The organism is Vulcaniibacterium gelatinicum, assembly GCF_008033445.1.
GTDB lineage: Bacteria > Pseudomonadota > Gammaproteobacteria > Xanthomonadales > Xanthomonadaceae > Vulcaniibacterium_B > Vulcaniibacterium_B gelatinicum.
In genome coordinates, this window is the sequence record NZ_VNKO01000021.1 from 33,425 (window position 1) to 51,792 (window position 18,368).

An 18,368-nucleotide genomic window follows, 5' to 3' on the forward strand; every position below is an offset into this window, starting at 1 on the left:
TCTATCTCCAGGGATTCGTGGCTTGGTCGATCGTTTGCCGGATGCGCCGCACGACAGCCGGATCTGCGGTGCGATGGACTTGCCGCGGGTGTTGCCGCCAGTGCCGCCCGACGATGGGCAGGTGCAGCACGCCACCGCTCTGGGCCACCAGCCGGGTCAACAGCCAGTCGGCCATGGGGTGGATGTCGGTGGTGGCGGCGAGCACGGCCTCGACCGCAGCGCGCCGCATCACGATCAGGCCGTGGACGTGGCTGGCCGAGTGGGCGTGCTGGAAGGCGCTGTAGGCGAGCCGGCGCACGCCGACGTCTCGGCCTTGCTCGTCCATCAGCGCTTCGTCGGTGTAGGCCAGCACCGCCGAGGGACACGCATCGAGCGCATCGGCCAACTGCGTGAAGGCGCTGGCCTCATAGAGATCGTCGGGATCGACGAAGGACAGCAGCGGCAAATTCCCTCGCCGGTAGCCAGCTGCGCGCGCTTGGCCGATCCGCCCAGGGATGCCCGGCAGCACGTGCAGACGGATCGGGGCCCCTGCGAGGCTGGCAAGACAGGCTTCACGCCACGCAGCCGGCTCATCGAGCATGAGCATGTGCACGTCGATGCGCGGCTGGGGGTGCAGGTCGATGGGCGACTCCATCACACCCCGCCCCAGTGCTGCCCCCAGCGCAGGCCGTAGCCGGCGCGCTCGGTGGTGCGTACCTGCGCCTGCCAGCTCGTGAGCCCGTCGCGCTCGGCCTCGATCTCGATGGTGACGGTATCGCCGGCGCTGCCCGCATCTGCCGCAGCGCTGGCCACGTCCCAGGTCCAGGTGTTGCCGGAGAGGCCGCTTTGGGTGCGCACCAGCACGCCGTTGCGGTCGCGCAGGCGCACGGTGTAGGTGGTGCCGGGCTCGGGGCCGATGTCGCCCTCGTCCTGGCGCACGAGGTAGGCGGTCTGCTGGGTGCGGTCGCGGTGTGCCCAAGTCAGGATCAAGTCGCCGGCGACCACGACGGGCTCGCGCTGGCCGTTGAGCCGGATGCGCCCGGGTGGATACGGCCGTGCCTGGCGGCCGGTCAGCACCAGCGGCTGGCCGTTGGCGGCCAGCACGGCATCGCCCTGGTCGGTGGAAGTGCGCGGGATGGCGGCGACGAACACCGACTCGCCCGGGGCGCGCTCGATGGTCTCGGCGGCCAGCCATTCGCCCACGCCGATGAGCCGCGTGCCGGGCGCGTGTGATTGCGGTGTGGTGTCGAGCACGCCGCGGGCGAGGTCGAGCGTGCCGGCGGGGGCATCGAAGGCGAGGATGGCCACCGCCTCGCGGATCTGGCCTGCGGCATCGACCAGATAGGCGTAGTCGCCCACGGCCAGGCGCTCGGGCTGGCGGATGGCGGTCACCGGCACGCCGATGGCATCGACCTCGCTGGCCGGCAGTGCCGCATCGAGTATGAGCAGCGGCGCGTAGTCCTCGCCCACGACTGGCGAGAGGCTGCTTGCAGACGCGCCGGTGGCCAGTTGCCAGTTCAGTTGCCCGGTACCGCCTGCTGCCGCCAGTGCGCCGACGTAGGTGTCGGTGTCGGTCAGGTAGTCCAGCTCGGCACGGCTCAGGCGCCGGGCGAGTTCCCAATACGTCACCTCGACGGCCAGCACCAGGGCCGGCGGCAGCGGCTCGATGGTCGGTTCTTCGGCGTGTGGTGGCGGCGGCGAGAGCACGGTGTTGCTCATCCCGAACACGTCTTCCACCGCTTCGATGCGCCACTCGGCCGCGCCCAGGGTGCCGGTGTCGATGCCGGTGACGCGCACGACCATGCGCTCGATGCCCAGCCGTGGCCAGTGCAACAGGAACACATCGCCCGGCAGCGGCGCACGCTCCAGCGTGTCGCGTGCCACGGTCAGGCTCATCCGGGCCAGCGGCGAGCCCAGGGCGCGCAGGTCGCGCAGGGCCAGCCGCGCCGCCAGCGGCCCGTGGTTCACGCCCGGATAGTCGCGGCGCTGGTTGATGACGCCGCCTTGCAACTGGATGGCCGCGAGGTTCTGCACGGAGACGGTTGCCTCACCCCCTGTGGCCCAGTCGGTGTAGACCACGGTGATCTCGTTGGGCAGTTCCCCCCACTGTGCGCGCTCGAAGCGCTCCATGCGCACGATCTCGTCAGGCCCGAGCACGGGGAGCCCGTCGATCCAGTAATCGTCGCGCAGCAGCTTGAGTTCGAAGGTGCCCTGCTCCGGATCGACGTAGAGGATGCCGCCGATGTGGTCGAGCACCTGGGCGATGAAGGCCTCGATCGGCTGCTGGCGCGTCCAGACCAGGTTCAGGCCGAAGCCTTCGGCTTCGAGCGCCCAGGCCGCGTTCCAGAAGCTCGCGCCGAGGGTGGATGGCGGATAGCCCATGCCCCAGTGCGGGTCGGTGAGGCACTGCACCAGGATGTGCGCCGGGTTCATGCCGACGGTCACGTAGGCCCCGGTGTCGGTATCCCAGGTCCGCACCTCGGCGTTCCAGGGCATCCAGGGTTCGCCGTGCCAGCCCGCCGTGAAGCGGCGCAGGCGCACCGCCCAGGGCTTCAGATACGGGTTGGTCGCGGCGAACAGGATCTTGCGCGCCACCAAGGACAGCACGCCGCGAAACGCCGGGATGGCCGCGCCGAGCCGGCCCATCAGGTAGTCGTTGCGGCCCTGGGTGGGCGCGCCGTCCATCACGTCGATCTCGCCCACCACGCCGCCTTCGCGTTCGTCGCCGCCGAAGAGCCCGGGCCGGTCGATGTGGATGCGCCCCAGCCCATGGCCGCTCGACAGTGGCAGGCGGCTCGCGTCGCCCCAGGCGGTGCGGTCGCCGATCTGGATCTCCTGCACCGCATCCACCGGCCCCTGGCACAGCACCAGGTGCAGGCCGATCCGGTAGCGGTAGCCGACGGTCTGCTTCTTGCTGCGGCCACCCATCAGGCTGTCTCCTGCGGTTCAGATCGACTGCGTGCGTGCTCGACCACCCGCCGCGCCATCGCATCGCCCGTGGCCAGCAGCACATCCGCATCGATGCCCCCGCGCAGAAAGACGCGGAAGTCCAGGCCCTGGCGCGCGAACCAGGCGCGCGTGCCGTGCACGCACATCCCGGCGGCGCGCACGTGGGCGATGGTGATGACGAGGGGCTCGCTCACTTCTTGCCGCCCTTCTTCTTGATCGGTTCGGCTTCGAGGTCGCCGTACCACACGACGTTGGCGCCACGGATGAGCACCGCGCCGAAGACGACCGGGATTGGCCGCCCCTCCTCGGCCGTGGGCGCGTCGAGGTCGGAGAGTTCGGTGGGTTTGGGTTTGGGCGGCTTGGGCGCGAGGGCGACGGAGACCAGCGCCGCCACGACGATGACGACCAGGTACCACATGGGAGGATCTGCGCGTTCAGAACACGCCCGTGGAGAACGGGTTCTTCGTCGGGATGAAGGGGAAGCCGCCGTAGTTGGCCAGGTTGTCGAACCGCGCGGCGCAGGTGGCCGTGCTGTGGTCGCAGCCCACCGTCAGCAGCACCTCGGTGCCGGCCTCGATGGCCACAGGGTAGAGCAGCTCGATGCCGCTGCCGAACTCGCTCACGATCATGTGGCGCGCGCCTGCCGGCGTCTGCAACCAGCCGCCGGCCAAGCCTCCGTTGACGCTGCTGGGTACGCCGCCGTCGAGATCGACGTTGCGGCCATTGCTGTTACTCACCAAGGCGCTGGCAGAAATCGGCGTCGCCCCGCATGCGGCCGAATACAGCACGTGCGAGCAGCCGCGGCTGTAGAGCCGCCGCAGACCAATGCGTTTGAGACTGACCTGCGCCGACTCGCAGCGGATGCGCGCCGCGTCATCGGCCACCTCCACCCCGAGCACGCGGCCCATCCAGCGCGTGCCGGCGATCCACCAGTAGTCGCCCCCGCCAGCACGCTGGGCGGTGAGCAGCCGCACCGCGGTCGCCTCGCCGCTGAGGCTGGCCTGCAGCAGATGGCGCACCAGCGCATGATCCGGCGGCAGCTTCAACTCCAGCACCGACTTGGCCGCTTCGGCGCCGAGTGCCAGCGCGCTGCGCTCGAGGGGGCAGCGCTCGTAGCGCTGGCCGCCGATCTCCACGTCGAACTCGTGCGGGGTGAGCCGGAAGGTGCCGCTCGTGCCATCGAAGGCGTAGAGCTCGACATCGGTCAGGGGCATCTCGCTCATGGTCAGGACGGGGTGTAGGTGATGAGATCGTTGCCGCGCGGCTCGGGCAGCTGGCGCAGGGTCAGGGGGATCTCGACCAGCTCTGGGCCGTGCCAGTAGAGCTCGACGGCGTCGTGGTCGAGGCGGCAGCGGGCCAGGCGCAGGACGCGGCTGCCCGCTGGCACCGGCGCCTCCAGCCCCGAGCGCAATACCAGCACGCCGCCCTGATCGCGGTGGCAGGTCGCGGTCAGCGCGTGCTGCCGGCTGCCGTCCGGGTGCAGGATCAGCGCGCCCGCCGGGCGGTGCCAGAACGCAGAGATGTCCTCGCCCGTCACCCGCAGGAAGCCGTCTTCGGGATCGGCCTCCGCAGTGACCCGCAGCACCGGCGCCAGGCCATCGGGCAGCCAGAAAGATGCCAGTCGGCCTTGGGTTTGCCACAGCCGCGCGCGCCAGCGCTCGATCGCATCCATGTCGCCGGCCAGGTAGCGGCGCTGCAAGGTCGTCGTCGGCCACGGATCGTCGCGGCGCACCCAGGGGTCGGCAGGCGAGAGGTCCTGCCGGGTGAGCACCGCCTGCGCGGTCACGGATGGATCGTCGCGCCAGTTGCCGTCGGGCCAGACCGGCAGGCCGTCGAGCAGCGGATCGCCCGGCAGGCCCATATCCGGCGTCGGGGATGGCGTGAGGCTGGCGCTCACGCGGCCGCCGGCCACGCCGGGCACCCACTGCGCCAGATCGGCCGCCTCGCTGGCCATGCCCCACACCAGCGGCATGACGGCGCTGCCCACGCCTGCGGCGCGCGCCAGAGGTTCGGCCAGCCACAGCCGCTCGGTGTCCGGGTGCGCCAGCCGCGCGGTCTGCCAGCCATCGGCGGCGAGGATCAGGATCCAGCGCTCGTCCCCGTCCCAGCCCTGTAGGCCGTCGAAGCGCAGGCACAGATCGGCCGCGGTCGGCCCGAAGCGGCGCTCGTCGGCCGCCGTCACGGCCAGCGCCATGGCGCCGCGCGGACAGGCTTCGGTCAGGTGCGCCGCGTGCTGCGGCAGCGGCCACAGCGCCATTTGACCGATATGATCGGCCAGCCAGTCCCCGACCAGCGCATCGCTCACGCGCCCGTGGCCCACGGTGTAGGTGAGGAAGCGCCGCGGCACGCGGCGGCGCGCCTGGCGAGCTTCGTTGCCGCTCGCAAGCCGCGTGACGGCCGTCTGCCACTCCAGGCGCTCGACGAGCGGCTCGGCCCAGTCGTGACGGAAGGCGAACACACCGCGCTGGGCATCCGGCCACGGCGCATCGCCGAAGGCGTCCATGCCGGTGGCGACGATGGCGGCCGCGGCCGTGTCCCGGCGTAGGACCTCCACCCAGCATGCGGGTGCATCGACGGGAGCCCAGGGCGCCGCCAGGGATTCCGCCAGAAGTTCGGCCACCTGATCGGGCGGCCAGGGCGAAGCCGCCGTCTCTGGCGTGAAGCAGGCCGCGCCCGCACCGAAGGTCGCCCGGGCCAGCGCCTCGGCACGCAAAACGGCCAGCCCGCTGCCGGGCGCAGGCGCGCTGCCCAGCTCCACCCGTTGCGCGACGACGGTGCGCTCGGTCATGCCGACTCCACGCCGAACTCCGCCGCGTTGAAGGCGGCCTCGGTCCACTGCACGTTGCCGTTCGGATTGCGCTCAAAGAGCGCCGTGTGCCAGGCCAGTTGCTCTTGCAAATTGATGTCGGCGCTGGTGGCCGTCTGCGCGCCACTGACGACGAGACCCTTGACCTTGCCCAGACCGGCATCGGTCTTGCGCGCCAGCATCGTCACCTGCACGCCGTGGATCGCCGGGGTGGTCATCACGGGCAGCGGCTCGACATCGAATGACTGGCGCAGGCCCGCCGTGGCCGCGCGGATGTCGCTGGCCTCGTCGCCGTCGCTGACCGCCTGCCAGGCGCTGGCCGCCCCTTCGACCGTCCACTGGTTCAGTGCCCCGTCGGCCTGGGCCTTGAGCGCATCGACCCGCACGTCGCCGAGGAAGGTGGTGTTGATCGTGCCCGAGGTATCGGCGAGGTAGAGGTCGTCCACATCGACGGTGACCGGGCAGGGCTGACCCGGCACGGCGCCTGCGAAGACGGTCAGCAACGGGCCACCGCCCTGGGTGGTGTTCTGCGCCGACAGGGTGATCGCGAGCACGCCGTTGAGGCGCACGTTCAACGTGCCGTTGCTCGTGCCCTGCACGACCTGCAGTTCGACGTAGTGCCACCCCCGCACGGCCGCCGTCATGACCGAGGTCGAGATCAACTGGTCCCAGCCGCTCATCCCCGATCCCGTCCGCCGGTAGAGCTTGAGCCGGCCGTCCTCGCCGATGCGCACGAGGTGCGTCACCTGCGCGGTGGTGTCGCGCACGCCGAGCAGCACCGGCTCCTCACCGGTGTTCTCGAACGGCGCCACGCGCACAGCGGCACCCATGATGAGGCTGGTCTTGGTGGCATCGAGGTTCTTGACGTAGCCGCCGCCGGCACCTGCCGGCAGACGCAAGGCATAGGACGATGGTCGCCGGCCCTGGATGCGCGTGGCCTGCGGCGACAGATACGCCGCCTTGCCGCGCGCGAGCCACGGATCGCCGAAGGGGTCGAGTGCCTGCGGGTCGTAGTGGTCGAAACCGTCGATGAAGAGCAAGGCCATGGCTTATCCCTGGAGGGCGGCGCGCACCGCGCGCGCGTTGCGCCCGATGATGTTGAGGATCACCCGCTCGCCGGCGGGCGTTTGCAGATGGTCGTGGGTCACGCCCGGGTCGATGGCGTTGACGATGCGCACGGACTGCTGCACCGGCGGCGGGGCGGGCGGCGCGCTCACCTGCGGCACCAGGCCGCCGGCGGCGAAGGCCAGGCGCTGCCCGTCCCAGGTAGGCGGTGCCTTGAGGCCGTTGATCGCATCCAGAAACGCCACGCCCACGCGCTGCACGGCCGCCGCGCGCACCACGTACTCGCCGGCGGACAGCCGCGCGGGGATGGAATCGCTGGTTGCGGTGCCGGGGCCGGTGACGTAGCCGCCGGCGGCGAACTTCTTGATGTTGCCCAGCAGCGCCATGACGGCCGCCACCATCGCTGCCATCGCGGCGATGGCCAGCCCCGGGCCGACCACCGGAATCGCGGCCTGCGAGGCGGCCGCCCCGGAGCCGGCTTCCGCCGCATTTGCGCTGACCTTGGCCGCCGTCTCGGCCTGCTTGGTCGCCACCGACTGCGCCGCCGCGGCGGTCTCGGCGGCCTGCTCCTGCTGGAGGAAGCCGAGCTTCAGCGCAAGCATCCGCGCCTGCATCGCCACCCATTGCTGGAAGGGCTGGATCACCATCTGCTGCAGGAAGGCGTCGGCCACCTGGCGGAACAGGTTGGACAGCGCCTCGCGGAAGCTTTGCGCGCCGCTGACCATGCCCTGCACGGCCTGGCCGAAGCCCTCGCCGATGCGGTTCCACACCGGCGCGAGTTCATCGGTGACCAGCCGCGTGCGCGCAAGCTCGTTGCGGAAGGTCTGCACGCGCAGCACGGCTTCCGGCCCGATGGCCTGCGCGGCCTGCTCCAGCGCGGGCAAGAGCCGCTGCATCTCGGCGGCGGAGTCGCGCTGCAAGGCCACGATCTGCTGCCGCGCCTGGGCTTCGGTGAGCAGCCCGGCCTGCTGCTGGATCTGGATGCCCTCCTGCGCGTTGCGCAGGCGTTCGGTGACCTGCCGCCACTGCGCCTCGATCGCCTCGAGGTTGGCCTGCGCGGCCTTGACGTCGATCAGGCGGTCGATGATCGAAACGCCGTCGGCATCGCTCTCGGCCAGCAGGCGCGCGCGCAGATCGCGATAACTGCGCTCGATCGCGGCCCTGCGGTCCTGCGCCGTGTCGGTGCCGGTGAGCCTGGCCAGTTCCTCCCGGGCCTGTGCCAGCACATCGGCCAGCTCGCGCTCGGCCTTGGCCGCGGCGCGGGCATTGCTCTGCTCGACGTCGGCGCGCTTGTTGTTGAGCGTGATCAGCTCGGCCTCGAGCCTGGCGACCTCGGCCTTGCCGCGCAGGCGCTCCTCCTCGCTTTTGCCGCCGGCTGCCACCTGCCGGCTGCGCGCAAGCCGCTGCTGCGTGCGGGCGATCTCGGCGTCGATCTCCTGCTGCTCGAGCGCGGTTTTGCGGGCGTAGTAGTCGCGCAGGGAAACGAGACGATCTTCGAGCGCGGCGTCGAGCGCGGTTTGTTGGCGGCGCAAGCCGTCTTTGAGCAGGGTGAACTCGGCGTCGAGCCGGGCCTGCATCCACGCAGCCTGAGCGCTGGCCGTGTCGCGGGTCTTGCCCGGCGTCGTGAGCCGCCGCAGCAGCGCCGGATCGGCCTGCACCTTGGGGGCCTGGACCTCGATGGGCTTGGGGTCGAACAGACTGTCGCGGAACTCGGCCAGCTCATCGAGTCGTTTGATCAGATTGCCTTTGAGCTCGGCGATGATGGCCTTGGCTCCGGCGGTGTTGCCACGCAGGGCCTCGACTGCCGCCGCGACACCTGCGCCGATCGCCTCACCCAGAGCGATGAAGGCCTTGCCGACGGTGGCGGCACCCAGCGCCAGGGTCTTGAGCACCAGCACCACGCCATCCAGGATCGCGCGCAAGGCACCGCCCTGCTTGGCCGACTCGACCATCCCGCCGGCCATCTCGTTCAGGGCCGGCAGGAAGGCCTCGATCACCCGGTTGGCCAGACTCGTCGCGGCGAGCCGCAGCTTGGCCAGCGAGTCGTTGAACACCTCGGCCTGCGCGGCGGTGTCGCCGCCGATCTGCACGCCGAGCGCTTCCATCTCGCCGGTCAGGGCCGCGATGCCTTCGCGTCCCTGGTTCAGGAAGGGGATGAGCTCGGCGCCGCTCTTGCCGAACAGTTGCACTGCCAGCGCCGACTTCTGCGCCCCGTCGGGCATGGCCTTGAAACGGTCGGCCAGATCGAGCAGCACCGCATCGGTCGCGCGCAGTGTGCCGTCCTGGTTTTTGAACTCCACGCCCAGCGCTTTGAGGCGCCGGGCGGACTCCTCCGAACCGGTGGCCGCCTCGAACATCGTGGTGGCGAGCTTCTTGAGCCCGGTCTCGAAGGTCTGCGCCGAGACACCGGACAGTTCGGCCGCCGGCACCAGGGTGGAGAGCGACTCCACCGTGATGCCCACGCGCTGCGAGAGCTTGTTGAGCGCATCGGCCGAGCCCAGCGCCGACTTGACCATGGCCCCGAGACCCGCGGCCGACAGGGCCACGCCGAGCCCGGCGAGCACGCCGTTGACACTGCGGGCGGCATCAGCCAAGCCGCCCAGGCCCCGCTTGACCGAGTCGAAGGCACCGCGCGTCTCGTCGACGGCGCGGATGAGGATTTGGGCGCGGTTGTTTGCCATCAGGCCTGGTCCAGTTCTCGTTGAATCGCCCGCGCCAAGCCCGACAAGGCCGGTTGCACGGCAGCGCCAAGGTCGAACCGGCGCTTGAGATCCACCCGCCGCACCAGCACGGCAATCGGAATCTCCTGGCCGCGCTGCAGGCGCTTGACGCCGCTGCGCTGCCGCTCGGCGCGCTTGAAGCGGTTGAGCTGCGCGGCGTTTTCCTGGAGGTTCTCGGCCATCAGCAGCACGCGCCCGTCCTTCTCGACGAAGAAGGCGTTGCCCGAGCGCATCAGGCCGTCGATCACGGCCTTGAAGCGCTTGGGGCCGATGCGGCCGGACAGCAGCGGGATCAGCAGATTGCCGCTCACGGTGCCGCCCTGGGTGTGGATGCCCAGCCAGGGGATGCGGCTGCCCACCCACAGCGCGGGCAGACGCTCGGGCTTGCGGTCGAACACCTTGGTCTGCATCGACGAGACGAAGCTCGCGCGCCGCACCTCGAAGGCGCTCCTCATCTGGGCGCGGGCGGCCTCGCGCACCTCCCGGCCGCCTACCGCCATCCCCTTGGCCACCGCCGCGTGGATCGCCCGCCGACGCTGTGTGCTCCAGGCCGAGAGTTGCCGCGGATCGAGCAGTCCGGAGGTGGCCAGCGTCAGTTTCATGACCGCACGTCCTCCCACAACTCGCGCTGCAGCCGCTCGATCGCAGCCCGGTCGCCCTGCGCCGCCACGGCGTGGACAGCGAGCCGCAGGGCGAGGTGCTGCCGCTCGACCCGTGCATCGGCCTCCAGCAAGGCCCGCGCCTGCGGCAGCGTGTAGCGCATCACCTCATCGAGCCGGTGCCCGGCGCGGATCAGGCGGGCAACCGCCTGGTCCCAGCCTGCATCTGCTCCAGGATCGGCGCCAGATGCTGCGCCGCGCCCTGGATCGCCGGCACCACCCGCCGCACGAAAAAATCCGCGTTCACCTCGAACACGGCGGCGGCCAGTTGCACGGCATCATCAAGCGACAAGTCGTTGATCCAAGCCCGCTCGCGCCGGGTGGTGATGGCCAGCAGCTCCAGCACGGCCTCGCCATGCCGTGCAAGCAGATCGAACCAGTCCGGCTCGGCCGAGAGATCGGCGGCGATGGGCCGCACCGCGGCCAGCAGTCGCGGCAACTCGCCCAGCCGGATCGGCGTCAGTTCCAGCGCGGTGCCGGCCACTGTCACCACCCTGGGCACGGGCGGGAAGGTCTGAAAGTCGGTGCTCGTGGGGGCCATCGTCATCCCCTTACAACAGCACCAGGCGGCCGAACTGGCCGAGATCGCCGCCGACCGGCTTGGTGAGGTCCGCCAGCACCTGGCCGGAGAGTTCGAACTTGAGCAGATCGTCCGTGATGATCGAGAGCTCCTTGGCCGGGTTGATCGCCACGCGGTACAGATCGATCACCACCTCGCGGTTGCCGTCGGCGGTGTTCAGACCCTCGAAGCGGATCCAGCGCTCGGGCAGGGCTTGCGTGAACATGGCCGTGTGGCTGGCCGCGCCGTACGCATAGTCCACCGTGAAGGGCTCGGTGTACGGGCCGCCGGTCGCGGCGTCCAGGATCACCAGCGAGCCGTGTCTGGCGTTGACGGTGTACTGGCTGGCCGGCAGCGTCTTCGGGGTGGTCGAGTTCGAGTCCTGCACCTGCACCGCCGAGACGTTTTGCATCGCCAGCGGATAGAGGTGCCCCGGCGTGACCGGGTTGGGCAAGGCTTCGCCGGTGACCGTGCCCGGCGTGATCGGGGTGCTGTGGCCGTAGAGCGCCAGCGCCAGGTTGACCGGGATGAGTTCCTCCAGCGTGCAGGCGAACTCGCCCTTCTTGGTCTTGATGAGCTGCAGGTCGGTCAGGCGCTGGCCGGACTGCGCCTCCTGGTGCTCGATGGTGTCCACCGACAGCGACACCTTCAGTTCCGGCACGTTGCCGACGAAGGTCAGCCCCGCCGGGTTGCCGGCCGAGTCGCGCGCGCCGATGTAGACGCGGCCTTGTCCGGAGAAGTAGGCCATGGTCAGTCTCCTTGGGGGGTGCCGGAGGCCGGCTCGCGGCGGGCGGGTTTGGCGTCGAGAACCGGGGTGGCCGCCTTGGCCACGCCCTGGGCGATCAGCCAGCGGGCGCTGGCCTCGGGCAGGTCGAGGCGCTCACCCACAGCGAGGCGCTTGCCTGCGTGGGTATGGGGTTTCAGTAGCTCGATGGAGAGATTTGGCATAAGGGGTTCATCCTGTTTGGGTGAGGTCGAGGGCGTGGGTGCGGTAGCGGATTTCGTAACGGGCGGGCAGCGCGACGGCCCCGGCGTCGGCTTCGTCGAACTCCCATTCGCAGTCGATCTCGCGCACGGCGATGGCCAAACCGCCCAGATTCGGGTCGGCGAGCATGGCCGCGTGCGCCGCGGTGAGCAGCCGGTCGGCCACGTCGAAGGCATCCGCGCCGCGCGCCACCACGGCAAGCCGGACAGACAGCTGCCGGTCGACGAGATGGTTGGCGTGGGCCGTGATGCTGTCGCCCTCGACGAACAGCAGCAGCGCCGGACTGGCCTCGCGGGTAACCGGCACGGCCGGCATGCGCAGCACCGGGATCGGTGCAATCGCCGATGACAAGCGTGCGACGACCTCCCGCAAGAGGCGCTCGCGGATGGAGTTCATGGGGCATTCCTCAGAGCTGGGAGAGAAAGGCGCGATGCTCGGCGCCGTCGCCGATCGCCCGCACGTCGCGCACCTGATAGGTGTGGCCTGCCACCTCGACCGTGTCGCCCACGGCCAGCGTCAGCCAGGACGCCGGGTAGTCGATCTGGTAGTCGCGCGAGATCGCCAAGCCCTCGAGCACCGTCTCGTCCGGGGCGCGGAAGGCGCAATGCACCGTGGTGCCCGCCACCGTGACGGCAGTCAGCAGTCCGGCATTGCGGGCCGATGCGTACAGCGTTTCGACATCCATCAGGACGCCAGCACCTTCACCAGCACCGCCGGTCGGTGGCACATCGGCAGCGGGTTGGACTGGGTGTGGATGTCGGTGCCGCGATCGAACTTGCGCGGCTCCTGCTTGGCGTACAGCGGCTGGCCCAGCGTGTTGGCCGTCTCGTTGAAGTCGGCTGGCGCGAAGTAGGTGGCGAAGGTGTCCACCGTGCCCAGCGGGAAGGCATGGCCTTCGCCCGCGGCGATGAAGCGGCGCGTGGTGTCGCCGTCGCTGGCCTCGCCCGAGTATTCCTCGAAGGTGATGCCAGCGAAGGTAAAGCCCGCGCGCATGTCGGAGCGCAGGGCCAGGCTGTCCTGCCAGCGGTCGTAGGCGGCGACGACCTTCTCATGGCTGGTCAGCGCATCGAAGAACTCCTCGGATACCAGGCAGTGGATGCCGGTCATGCGCTCGCCCATGAGGTTCTTCTCCATGTAGCGCTTGAGCTCGAGGCACTTCTTCTTGACGTCGGTGCCCGGGTTGCCGAGCTGGAAGTTGATGACCTTGGGCGAGATCTCGAACAAGTCGAACAGGTTGTAGAGCTCGGTGCCGTCGGCATCGAGGATGCTGCCTTTCAAGGCGCCCATGCGCAGATGCTCCAGGGTGATGGCGTGCTTGTTGCGCATTGCCTGCAGGTGCTCGGCCATCACGGCCGCCACGGTCTGCACCTCGGTCTCCGAACCGAAGGCGCGGATGCCCTGCACTTCCTCGGGCAGCACCACGTCGTCGTGCGGGATGTGCGGGATGCCGAACGAGCGCAGCTTGCGCTTGCCGCGCTTGGCCACCGTGCCGGGCGAGCCCACCGGCATCGTCGGCAGCAGGGTGAGCACGCCGTTCTTCTCCTCCACGGCGACCGAGCGGAAGCGAACCGGCTTGGCTGGGAACAGACCCATCTCTTCCAGGCGGCCGTAGTTGTTGGGCAGGATGTTGATGGCGGCGGTCAGCGCCGACATCGAGAAGGCGGGGTTCTCGAAGGGGTTGTTCATCGTCAGACTCCTTTGCGCACGAGGATGCCCAGGCTCTTGAGCTGCGCGATGGCAGCCTGCTTTTCCGAGGCGGTGATGGCGGCGGGCCACACCAGGGCGTGATCGGCGACGATGGCGTGGCGGGCCAGCATCAGGCCGTCCTCGCGGTCGATGAGCGTGGCGTCTACGTCTTGCATCAGCACGCCGGCGGCCACCTGGCTGCCATCGGTGGCCGATGGGTCGAGTCTCTTGGCCTTACCGGTGGCGGTGACCAAGCCCACGACCGCACCCAGGGGCAAGTTCTGGCCCGCGCCGACCGTGACCTGGTCGCGCGAGTAGAGATTGGGCGCTTCGTACTTCAGAAGATCGCCGAGATTCAGTCCTTCGGTGATGGCGGGCATGTCACTTCTCCTTGCCAGCGCGGGCGCGGGCCGCCTGCACCAGGGGGTTGTCGTGGAGGGATGGGGGATTCGGCTTGGCCGCATCCGGCGCGATGTGGCTGTTGATCTCCTGCCCGCTGGCGCGGACAGCCAGCAGCTGGCTGCGCACCAGGGCGGGTGGCGTGCGTGCCGCGAGGTAAGCGGCGATACGCTCGGGGCAGCCCGCCAGCGCGCACAGTTCGGCGATCTCCTGTGCGTCCTCGATGCTCATCGGCGCATGCGCGCCAGCAGCGCGCTCAGGATCAGCGCCAAGCCCAGGGTCAGCAAGGGTTCCGGGTTCATTCATGAGAGGCTCCAGTCGTGGTGGGTGAAGGTGTCCCGGCGTCGTGCTGGCACGTGTCGCTGGGGTTGAAAGTGCCGCTGTCAAATCGGCCAGCAGGTCGTCGAAGGTGCCGACGGCATCGGCCAGCCCTGCCGCAACGGCGTCCTGTCCGAAGAACACGCCGGCTTCGGTGGCACGCACCGCGTCCGTGCTCAGGCCGCGATGGCGGGCCACGGTGTCGACGAACAGGCCGTAGATCCGATCCACCTCGCGCTTGAGCAAGGCGTGGGCTTCGTCCGAGATCGGCTCGTGCGGGTTGAGATCGTTCTTGCGCGCGCCGGCGAACACGGTCGTGTACCGGATGCCGTCCTGGGCATCGCGCACTGACTGATCCGCGTGCATGGCGATGACGCCAATCGAGCCAACGCCTGCGGTGCGGGTGACCATGAGGCGGCTGGCGGCCGAGCCGATGGCGTAGGCCGCCGAGTAGGCCATGTCGTTGGCCAGCGCCCAGACCGGTTTGATCTGCGCAGCCGCACGCACGCGGTCGGCCAGGTCGAACACACCACCGGACTCGCCGCCGGGTGAGTCGATATCGAGCACGATGGCCGCAACTTCCGGGTCGGCGATCGCCGCATCCAGCTGCGCGGCGATGTCCTGGTAGCTGGTCAGCCCCGAAGCGGCTTCCAGCCCGCCAGTGCGCCGCACCAACGTGCCGTGGATCGGCAAGACGGCGATGCCCGCCTTGGCGGCAGGCGGGCTGCGCAGAGCGGGTGGCGGTAGCGGCGCTCCTCTATCCGCCAAACCGATGCGCGGCCCCAGCACGGCCAGGATGACCTCAAGTTTCGGGCGATGGATCAGCAGCGGCGCGCCAAACAGACGCGCCGCAAGATGCGGCAACGGGATCATGCGGGTTCCTTCAGGCGGCCGGCGCAGGGCTATCGGCGGCCTGTGCGTTGGACTCGGCGCTGCCGCCGCCCTTGGTCGTGCGGCGCGGATCGGAGTCGAAGATCAGGCCGAGGTCATCGGCGCGCTGGTTGTCCGCAGCGATCTCGCGGTCGACATCCTCGGCGTCGTAGCCAAAGGCCGAGATCGCTTCCGAGCGGCTCATGAGGCCCGCCCGAATCGCCAGCAGCATCGCCTTGAACTCTTTCTCGGGGTCGACCCACTGCCAGCCCTGGGGAATCCATTTGCAGGCCAGGTACTCTCGCCGACGCCGAGCGTAGCCGGGTGCCGTGAGGCCGCCGGCCAGCACGGCCTGATCGAGCCAGGCGTTCCACACCGGGCGACACAGCTGGTGCACCAGCACGCCGTGCTGAATAGCCTCGGTGCGGCGGCGGAATTCCAAGAGCCCCGCGCGGATGCTGGAGTAGTTCACGCCGGAGAGGTCTCCGGTCAATTGCTCGTAGGTCACGCCGATGGCCGCGGCGACCGCGCGAAACTGCGCGCGCAGGAACTCGCCGTAGCTGCCGCCCACGTCGGCCGGATCGGAGAACTTCACGTCCTCGCCCGGCTCCAGAATCTGCAAGGTTCCAGGCTCCATCCCCGCCAGCGCGATGCCGGCATCGTTGGCCACGCCTTCGCCCATCAGGTTGTCCTCGGGGGCAAGCCGTGTGATGAAGCCGGCGAACATCGCCGCGGTTTTCTTGCGCACGAGCTCGGCGTCGTCGTACTGGTCCAGCTCGTTGAGCTTGACCAGCGCGCGCGCGAGCCAGGGCTCGCCGCGGATCTGGCCAGGGCGCAGCACCCGGTAGAGGTGCATGATCTCGGATGCCGGAACTCGCACCGTCTCCTGCCCGCCCTGGCCCGACATGGGCGCAAGCCGCCCATCTTCGGGGTGGGAGCGATACAGGTGGTAGGCCACGCGCCGCCCCAGGCTGTCGAACTCGATGCCGGCGCGCACGACGTTGCCCGAGGGCAGTTCCGTGTTGAGATGCAGCGGCAGATGCTCGGCTTCGAGAAGCTGCAATTGCAGCGGCACGATCAGGCCGTCCTCCGGACGCCGCCAGCGCAGGCGAATCAGGCACTCGCCCCCCTCGAGCATGGCCCGGCAGGCGAGCGCCTGCAGGCCGTAGAAGTCGGTCTGCCCGGTGGTGTCGGCCACCTCCGTCCAGTCGCGCCACAGCGCCTGCACGTCGGCGCGGAAGGCTTCATCCTCGGCCATCGACTGCGGTTTGATGCCAGTGCCCACCGCGTTGGCGACGAACGCCTCGATACCGGCATTGGCCCAGGCGTTGCGCCGCACCAAGTCGCGGCTCTTGGTGCGCAGTTCGGCGCTCGTGGCCAGCATCGCCGCCACCGCGCCGGGGTTGCCGGGCATCCACGCCAAGGAGCGACGGCCACGGCCGGCGGCCTCGTGCACCGGCGGCCCGCCGAACAGACTGCGGATCTTCGCGTACCAGGCCATCAGAACCCCTTGCTCGTGGTGATGCGGATCTGCCGCGGCGCGCCGGGCCATAGCCCGGTGGCCACGGCCTGCTCGTGCAGATCGCGCTTGACCGCTCGGATGGCGGCTTGCAACTCCTCGATCGAGCGGTACTCGACCGTCTTGTCGCCGAAGCTCACGCGCTTCTCGCCTTTGGCCAGCGCCGCTTCCAAGGCTTCGAGGTGGGCTGGGGTGTAGGCCATCAGCGGTAGACCACGAGGTTGATTTCGGTGGAGTCGGCAAAGGACGCGGCGGTGGTCGCGCAGCCCACATCGACGTGCGTCGGCGTCTTCTCATCCAAGGTCGAGCGCACGATCAGCAGCCGCTGCGTGCCCGTGTTGGTGTTGCTGCGGGCCACACCCACCCAGCAGTAGTTCGCATCCGGCAGCGGGCTGGCGAAGCTCACGCGGTAGCGGCCGGCTGCGGTGCGGGTCACCGCGGCGACGTTGTGCGCGGCCCGCACGACGATCTGGTTGCCGACATAGCCGAAACACACCCAGGCCCGCGCCAGCCCGGGGTCGCCGGCATCGATCTTGGTCTTGACCTCCAGACCGATGCGGCTGGCCAAGGCGGCGATGCGCGCAGCCAGACTCATCAGAGCAGCGCCCCTTCGAAGATCTCGACGAAGTCGGTGTCGGTGTCGCCCACCTCGGCCGCGGCCACGGCGCCGATGTTGCTGCGCGCCAGGGCCTGCTCGGTAGCCGTCAGGGTCTGCGCCGCGTCGAAGCGCACGCGGTGGTTCACCGCAGCGAGCAAGGCGTCCAGGCCGCTGGTGCCATCCTGCAGCAGCTGCTGGATCTCCAGCAGCGTGTCGTAGGCGGCATCGGCCCCGCCCAGGATCTCGGCCTTGAGCGTGTCGAGCAGCGTGACGATCTTGCTCGACGAGTAGGTGCTGGTGGTGGCGACCTGGGTGTCGTCGATCGCACCCGAGGCCACCACCGCGGCCTTCAGCTCGTTGATGGCCGCCACCAGGCTCGACTTGTCGGTGGTGGTGAGGTTGGCGAGATTCCCGGCCTTCGCGCGGACGTCGTTGAACTCCTGCGCGACGCGCAGCACCAGGCTCTCGATACGGGTGGTCAGTGACATAGCGTCTCCTCGTCAGGACAGCCAGCGGCTCTTGATCACGCGCCGGCCGGTGTTGCGGTTGCCAGAAACACCCAGGCCACCTCGATGGGTGGCCTCGGTGATCGATTCAGTAGGTGTTTCAAGGGCTGGCGGACTGGCCAGCCCCAGTTGCCGCTCCAGTTCGCGCCAGTGGCGTTCCTCGAAGCGGTCGAGCCCCGAGGCCGCAGCGGCGGCGCGGGCGTACACGTAGCAGTCCAGCGCTTCGTTGCGCTCGCGCACCTTCTGCCACTCCCGCACCGGAAAGCCATTCCTGTCGCGGCGGGTGATCAGTTGCTCGGCGCAGAGCTGCTGGATGAACTCGGCGTCGATCTTGGGCAGGTGGACGAAACCGGCCGGGTAGGTCACCGTCACGCCGTCGTCGGCCACCTCCGCGCTCTGGCGCAGGTGGTTGTAGAGCTCCAGCTTGGCGATGCCGACCGCCACGCTGTAGACCTTGATGCCCCGGCGCAGCTTCTTGCCCGCCTGCGAGACATCGACGGCGGTGGGCGTGCCGATCAGGGCTGCGCCCCCCATCGAACCCGTCCGCACGCCCTTGACCGCCATCACCCGCGCGTCGCGGCAGGCGCGCACGAAGGCGTAGGCCTCCTGTGTCGCAAAGCCGATGTCCAGCGCCAAGCGGGCCAGCGGCATGGCCGCGCCCGAGGCATGGGTCCAGGTCTCGGCGAGCATCCCGCCCAGCGCCTTCCACACCGCATCCCGTGCGGTGTCGCCCATCAGCACCCGGTGCTC

General features: G+C 69.7%; 23 protein-coding genes. All 23 read right to left on the minus strand.

Going from position 1 to position 18,368, the window contains the following annotated elements; all coding sequences use genetic code 11:
- Position 1: 1 nt before the first annotated feature.
- Positions 2-634 (minus strand): glycosyltransferase family protein, encoded by a 633-nt coding sequence (locus FPV26_RS11400; RefSeq protein ID WP_147654004.1) that lies wholly within the window; start codon positions 632-634, stop codon positions 2-4.
- A complete protein-coding gene (locus FPV26_RS11405; protein ID WP_147654005.1) occupies positions 634-2,907 on the minus strand; it encodes a phage tail protein in 2,274 nt (757 codons plus the stop codon). Before FPV26_RS11405 ends, FPV26_RS11400 begins: the two co-directional genes overlap by 1 nt.
- A complete protein-coding gene (locus tag FPV26_RS11410) occupies positions 2,907-3,122 on the minus strand; it encodes a hypothetical protein (RefSeq protein ID WP_147654006.1) in 216 nt (71 codons plus the stop codon). The genes FPV26_RS11405 and FPV26_RS11410 overlap by 1 nt, the downstream gene beginning before the upstream one ends.
- Positions 3,119-3,346 (minus strand): hypothetical protein, encoded by a 228-nt coding sequence (locus FPV26_RS11415; RefSeq protein WP_147654007.1) that lies wholly within the window; start codon positions 3,344-3,346, stop codon positions 3,119-3,121. Before FPV26_RS11415 ends, FPV26_RS11410 begins: the two co-directional genes overlap by 4 nt.
- 16 nt (positions 3,347-3,362) lie before the next feature.
- Positions 3,363-4,151: a DUF2163 domain-containing protein gene (locus FPV26_RS11420; RefSeq protein ID WP_147654008.1), complete on the minus strand. Its 789-nt coding sequence runs from the start codon at positions 4,149-4,151 to the stop codon at positions 3,363-3,365.
- 2 nt (positions 4,152-4,153) lie between these two features.
- Positions 4,154-5,716 carry a hypothetical protein gene (locus tag FPV26_RS11425; protein ID WP_147654009.1) on the minus strand — a complete coding sequence of 521 codons (1,563 nt, stop codon included), beginning with the start codon at positions 5,714-5,716 and terminating at the stop codon, positions 4,154-4,156.
- Positions 5,713-6,780 (minus strand): hypothetical protein, encoded by a 1,068-nt coding sequence (locus FPV26_RS11430; RefSeq protein WP_147654010.1) that lies wholly within the window; start codon positions 6,778-6,780, stop codon positions 5,713-5,715. The genes FPV26_RS11425 and FPV26_RS11430 overlap by 4 nt, the downstream gene beginning before the upstream one ends.
- A 3-nt stretch (positions 6,781-6,783) precedes the next feature.
- Positions 6,784-9,480 carry a phage tail protein gene (locus FPV26_RS11435; RefSeq protein WP_147654011.1) on the minus strand — a complete coding sequence of 899 codons (2,697 nt, stop codon included), beginning with the start codon at positions 9,478-9,480 and terminating at the stop codon, positions 6,784-6,786.
- Positions 9,480-10,121 carry a DUF6441 family protein gene (locus FPV26_RS11440; RefSeq protein ID WP_147654012.1) on the minus strand — a complete coding sequence of 214 codons (642 nt, stop codon included), beginning with the start codon at positions 10,119-10,121 and terminating at the stop codon, positions 9,480-9,482. The genes FPV26_RS11435 and FPV26_RS11440 overlap by 1 nt, the downstream gene beginning before the upstream one ends.
- Positions 10,118-10,282, minus strand: a complete 165-nt coding sequence (locus tag FPV26_RS12700) for a hypothetical protein (RefSeq protein WP_181952647.1) — start codon at positions 10,280-10,282, stop codon at positions 10,118-10,120. The genes FPV26_RS11440 and FPV26_RS12700 overlap by 4 nt, the downstream gene beginning before the upstream one ends.
- 29 nt (positions 10,283-10,311) lie before the next feature.
- Positions 10,312-10,719: a DUF6631 family protein gene (locus FPV26_RS11445; protein WP_147654013.1), complete on the minus strand. Its 408-nt coding sequence runs from the start codon at positions 10,717-10,719 to the stop codon at positions 10,312-10,314.
- Positions 10,720-10,729: 10 nt separating this feature from the next.
- Positions 10,730-11,485, minus strand: coding sequence for a phage tail tube protein (locus FPV26_RS11450; RefSeq protein ID WP_147654014.1), 756 nt, complete (start codon positions 11,483-11,485; stop codon positions 10,730-10,732).
- Positions 11,486-11,487: 2 nt separating this feature from the next.
- A complete protein-coding gene (locus tag FPV26_RS11455; protein ID WP_147654015.1) occupies positions 11,488-11,685 on the minus strand; it encodes a DUF7210 family protein in 198 nt (65 codons plus the stop codon).
- A gap of 7 nt (positions 11,686-11,692) precedes the next feature.
- A complete protein-coding gene (locus tag FPV26_RS11460; RefSeq protein ID WP_009518236.1) occupies positions 11,693-12,118 on the minus strand; it encodes a hypothetical protein in 426 nt (141 codons plus the stop codon).
- A gap of 10 nt (positions 12,119-12,128) precedes the next feature.
- Positions 12,129-12,407: a head-tail joining protein gene (locus tag FPV26_RS11465; RefSeq protein ID WP_147654016.1), complete on the minus strand. Its 279-nt coding sequence runs from the start codon at positions 12,405-12,407 to the stop codon at positions 12,129-12,131.
- Positions 12,407-13,408 carry a major capsid protein gene (locus FPV26_RS11470; RefSeq protein WP_009518238.1) on the minus strand — a complete coding sequence of 334 codons (1,002 nt, stop codon included), beginning with the start codon at positions 13,406-13,408 and terminating at the stop codon, positions 12,407-12,409. Before FPV26_RS11470 ends, FPV26_RS11465 begins: the two co-directional genes overlap by 1 nt.
- Before the next feature lie 2 nt (positions 13,409-13,410).
- Complete coding sequence (locus FPV26_RS11475; RefSeq protein WP_147654017.1) at positions 13,411-13,788, minus strand: head decoration protein; 378 nt, start codon at positions 13,786-13,788, stop codon at positions 13,411-13,413.
- 1 nt (position 13,789) lies between these two features.
- A complete protein-coding gene (locus FPV26_RS11480; RefSeq protein WP_147654018.1) occupies positions 13,790-14,998 on the minus strand; it encodes a S49 family peptidase in 1,209 nt (402 codons plus the stop codon).
- Between the two features lie 10 nt (positions 14,999-15,008).
- Entirely contained in the window at positions 15,009-16,496 is a 1,488-nt protein-coding gene (locus tag FPV26_RS11485; protein WP_147654019.1) for a phage portal protein, read from the minus strand.
- Positions 16,496-16,717, minus strand: a complete 222-nt coding sequence (locus FPV26_RS11490) for a phage head-tail joining protein (RefSeq protein WP_147654020.1) — start codon at positions 16,715-16,717, stop codon at positions 16,496-16,498. Before FPV26_RS11490 ends, FPV26_RS11485 begins: the two co-directional genes overlap by 1 nt.
- Positions 16,717-17,109 (minus strand): hypothetical protein, encoded by a 393-nt coding sequence (locus tag FPV26_RS11495; RefSeq protein ID WP_147654021.1) that lies wholly within the window; start codon positions 17,107-17,109, stop codon positions 16,717-16,719. Before FPV26_RS11495 ends, FPV26_RS11490 begins: the two co-directional genes overlap by 1 nt.
- Positions 17,109-17,600 (minus strand): hypothetical protein, encoded by a 492-nt coding sequence (locus tag FPV26_RS11500; RefSeq protein WP_147654022.1) that lies wholly within the window; start codon positions 17,598-17,600, stop codon positions 17,109-17,111. Before FPV26_RS11500 ends, FPV26_RS11495 begins: the two co-directional genes overlap by 1 nt.
- Before the next feature lie 12 nt (positions 17,601-17,612).
- Positions 17,613-18,368: terminase gpA endonuclease subunit (locus tag FPV26_RS11505; RefSeq protein ID WP_181952648.1), on the minus strand; the 756-nt coding region annotated here is incomplete at its 5' end.

What these genes read in the sequence shown, in the direction of transcription:
- FPV26_RS11465 (WP_147654016.1), bottom strand. Translation starts at nt 12,407, where the DNA reads ATGGATGTCGAAACGCTGTACGCATCGGCCCGCAATGCCGGACTGCTG.
- FPV26_RS12700 (WP_181952647.1), bottom strand. Translation starts at nt 10,282, where the DNA reads ATGCGCTACACGCTGCCGCAGGCGCGGGCCTTGCTGGAGGCCGATGCA.
- FPV26_RS11455 (WP_147654015.1), bottom strand. Translation starts at nt 11,685, where the DNA reads ATGCCAAATCTCTCCATCGAGCTACTGAAACCCCATACCCACGCAGGC.
- FPV26_RS11500 (WP_147654022.1), bottom strand. Translation starts at nt 17,600, where the DNA reads ATGTCACTGACCACCCGTATCGAGAGCCTGGTGCTGCGCGTCGCGCAG.
- FPV26_RS11405 (WP_147654005.1), bottom strand. Translation starts at nt 2,907, where the DNA reads ATGGGTGGCCGCAGCAAGAAGCAGACCGTCGGCTACCGCTACCGGATC.
- FPV26_RS11475 (WP_147654017.1), bottom strand. Translation starts at nt 13,788, where the DNA reads ATGCCCGCCATCACCGAAGGACTGAATCTCGGCGATCTTCTGAAGTAC.
- FPV26_RS11400 (WP_147654004.1), bottom strand. Translation starts at nt 634, where the DNA reads ATGGAGTCGCCCATCGACCTGCACCCCCAGCCGCGCATCGACGTGCAC.
- FPV26_RS11460 (WP_009518236.1), bottom strand. Translation starts at nt 12,118, where the DNA reads ATGAACTCCATCCGCGAGCGCCTCTTGCGGGAGGTCGTCGCACGCTTG.
- FPV26_RS11495 (WP_147654021.1), bottom strand. Translation starts at nt 17,109, where the DNA reads ATGAGTCTGGCTGCGCGCATCGCCGCCTTGGCCAGCCGCATCGGTCTG.
- FPV26_RS11480 (WP_147654018.1), bottom strand. Translation starts at nt 14,998, where the DNA reads ATGATCCCGTTGCCGCATCTTGCGGCGCGTCTGTTTGGCGCGCCGCTG.
- FPV26_RS11415 (WP_147654007.1), bottom strand. Translation starts at nt 3,346, where the DNA reads ATGTGGTACCTGGTCGTCATCGTCGTGGCGGCGCTGGTCTCCGTCGCC.
- FPV26_RS11435 (WP_147654011.1), bottom strand. Translation starts at nt 9,480, where the DNA reads ATGGCAAACAACCGCGCCCAAATCCTCATCCGCGCCGTCGACGAGACG.
- FPV26_RS11425 (WP_147654009.1), bottom strand. Translation starts at nt 5,716, where the DNA reads ATGACCGAGCGCACCGTCGTCGCGCAACGGGTGGAGCTGGGCAGCGCG.
- FPV26_RS11420 (WP_147654008.1), bottom strand. Translation starts at nt 4,151, where the DNA reads ATGAGCGAGATGCCCCTGACCGATGTCGAGCTCTACGCCTTCGATGGC.
- FPV26_RS11485 (WP_147654019.1), bottom strand. Translation starts at nt 16,496, where the DNA reads ATGGCCTGGTACGCGAAGATCCGCAGTCTGTTCGGCGGGCCGCCGGTG.
- FPV26_RS11470 (WP_009518238.1), bottom strand. Translation starts at nt 13,408, where the DNA reads ATGAACAACCCCTTCGAGAACCCCGCCTTCTCGATGTCGGCGCTGACC.
- FPV26_RS11490 (WP_147654020.1), bottom strand. Translation starts at nt 16,717, where the DNA reads ATGGCCTACACCCCAGCCCACCTCGAAGCCTTGGAAGCGGCGCTGGCC.
- FPV26_RS11430 (WP_147654010.1), bottom strand. Translation starts at nt 6,780, where the DNA reads ATGGCCTTGCTCTTCATCGACGGTTTCGACCACTACGACCCGCAGGCA.
- FPV26_RS11445 (WP_147654013.1), bottom strand. Translation starts at nt 10,719, where the DNA reads ATGGCCCCCACGAGCACCGACTTTCAGACCTTCCCGCCCGTGCCCAGG.
- FPV26_RS11440 (WP_147654012.1), bottom strand. Translation starts at nt 10,121, where the DNA reads ATGAAACTGACGCTGGCCACCTCCGGACTGCTCGATCCGCGGCAACTC.
- FPV26_RS11450 (WP_147654014.1), bottom strand. Translation starts at nt 11,485, where the DNA reads ATGGCCTACTTCTCCGGACAAGGCCGCGTCTACATCGGCGCGCGCGAC.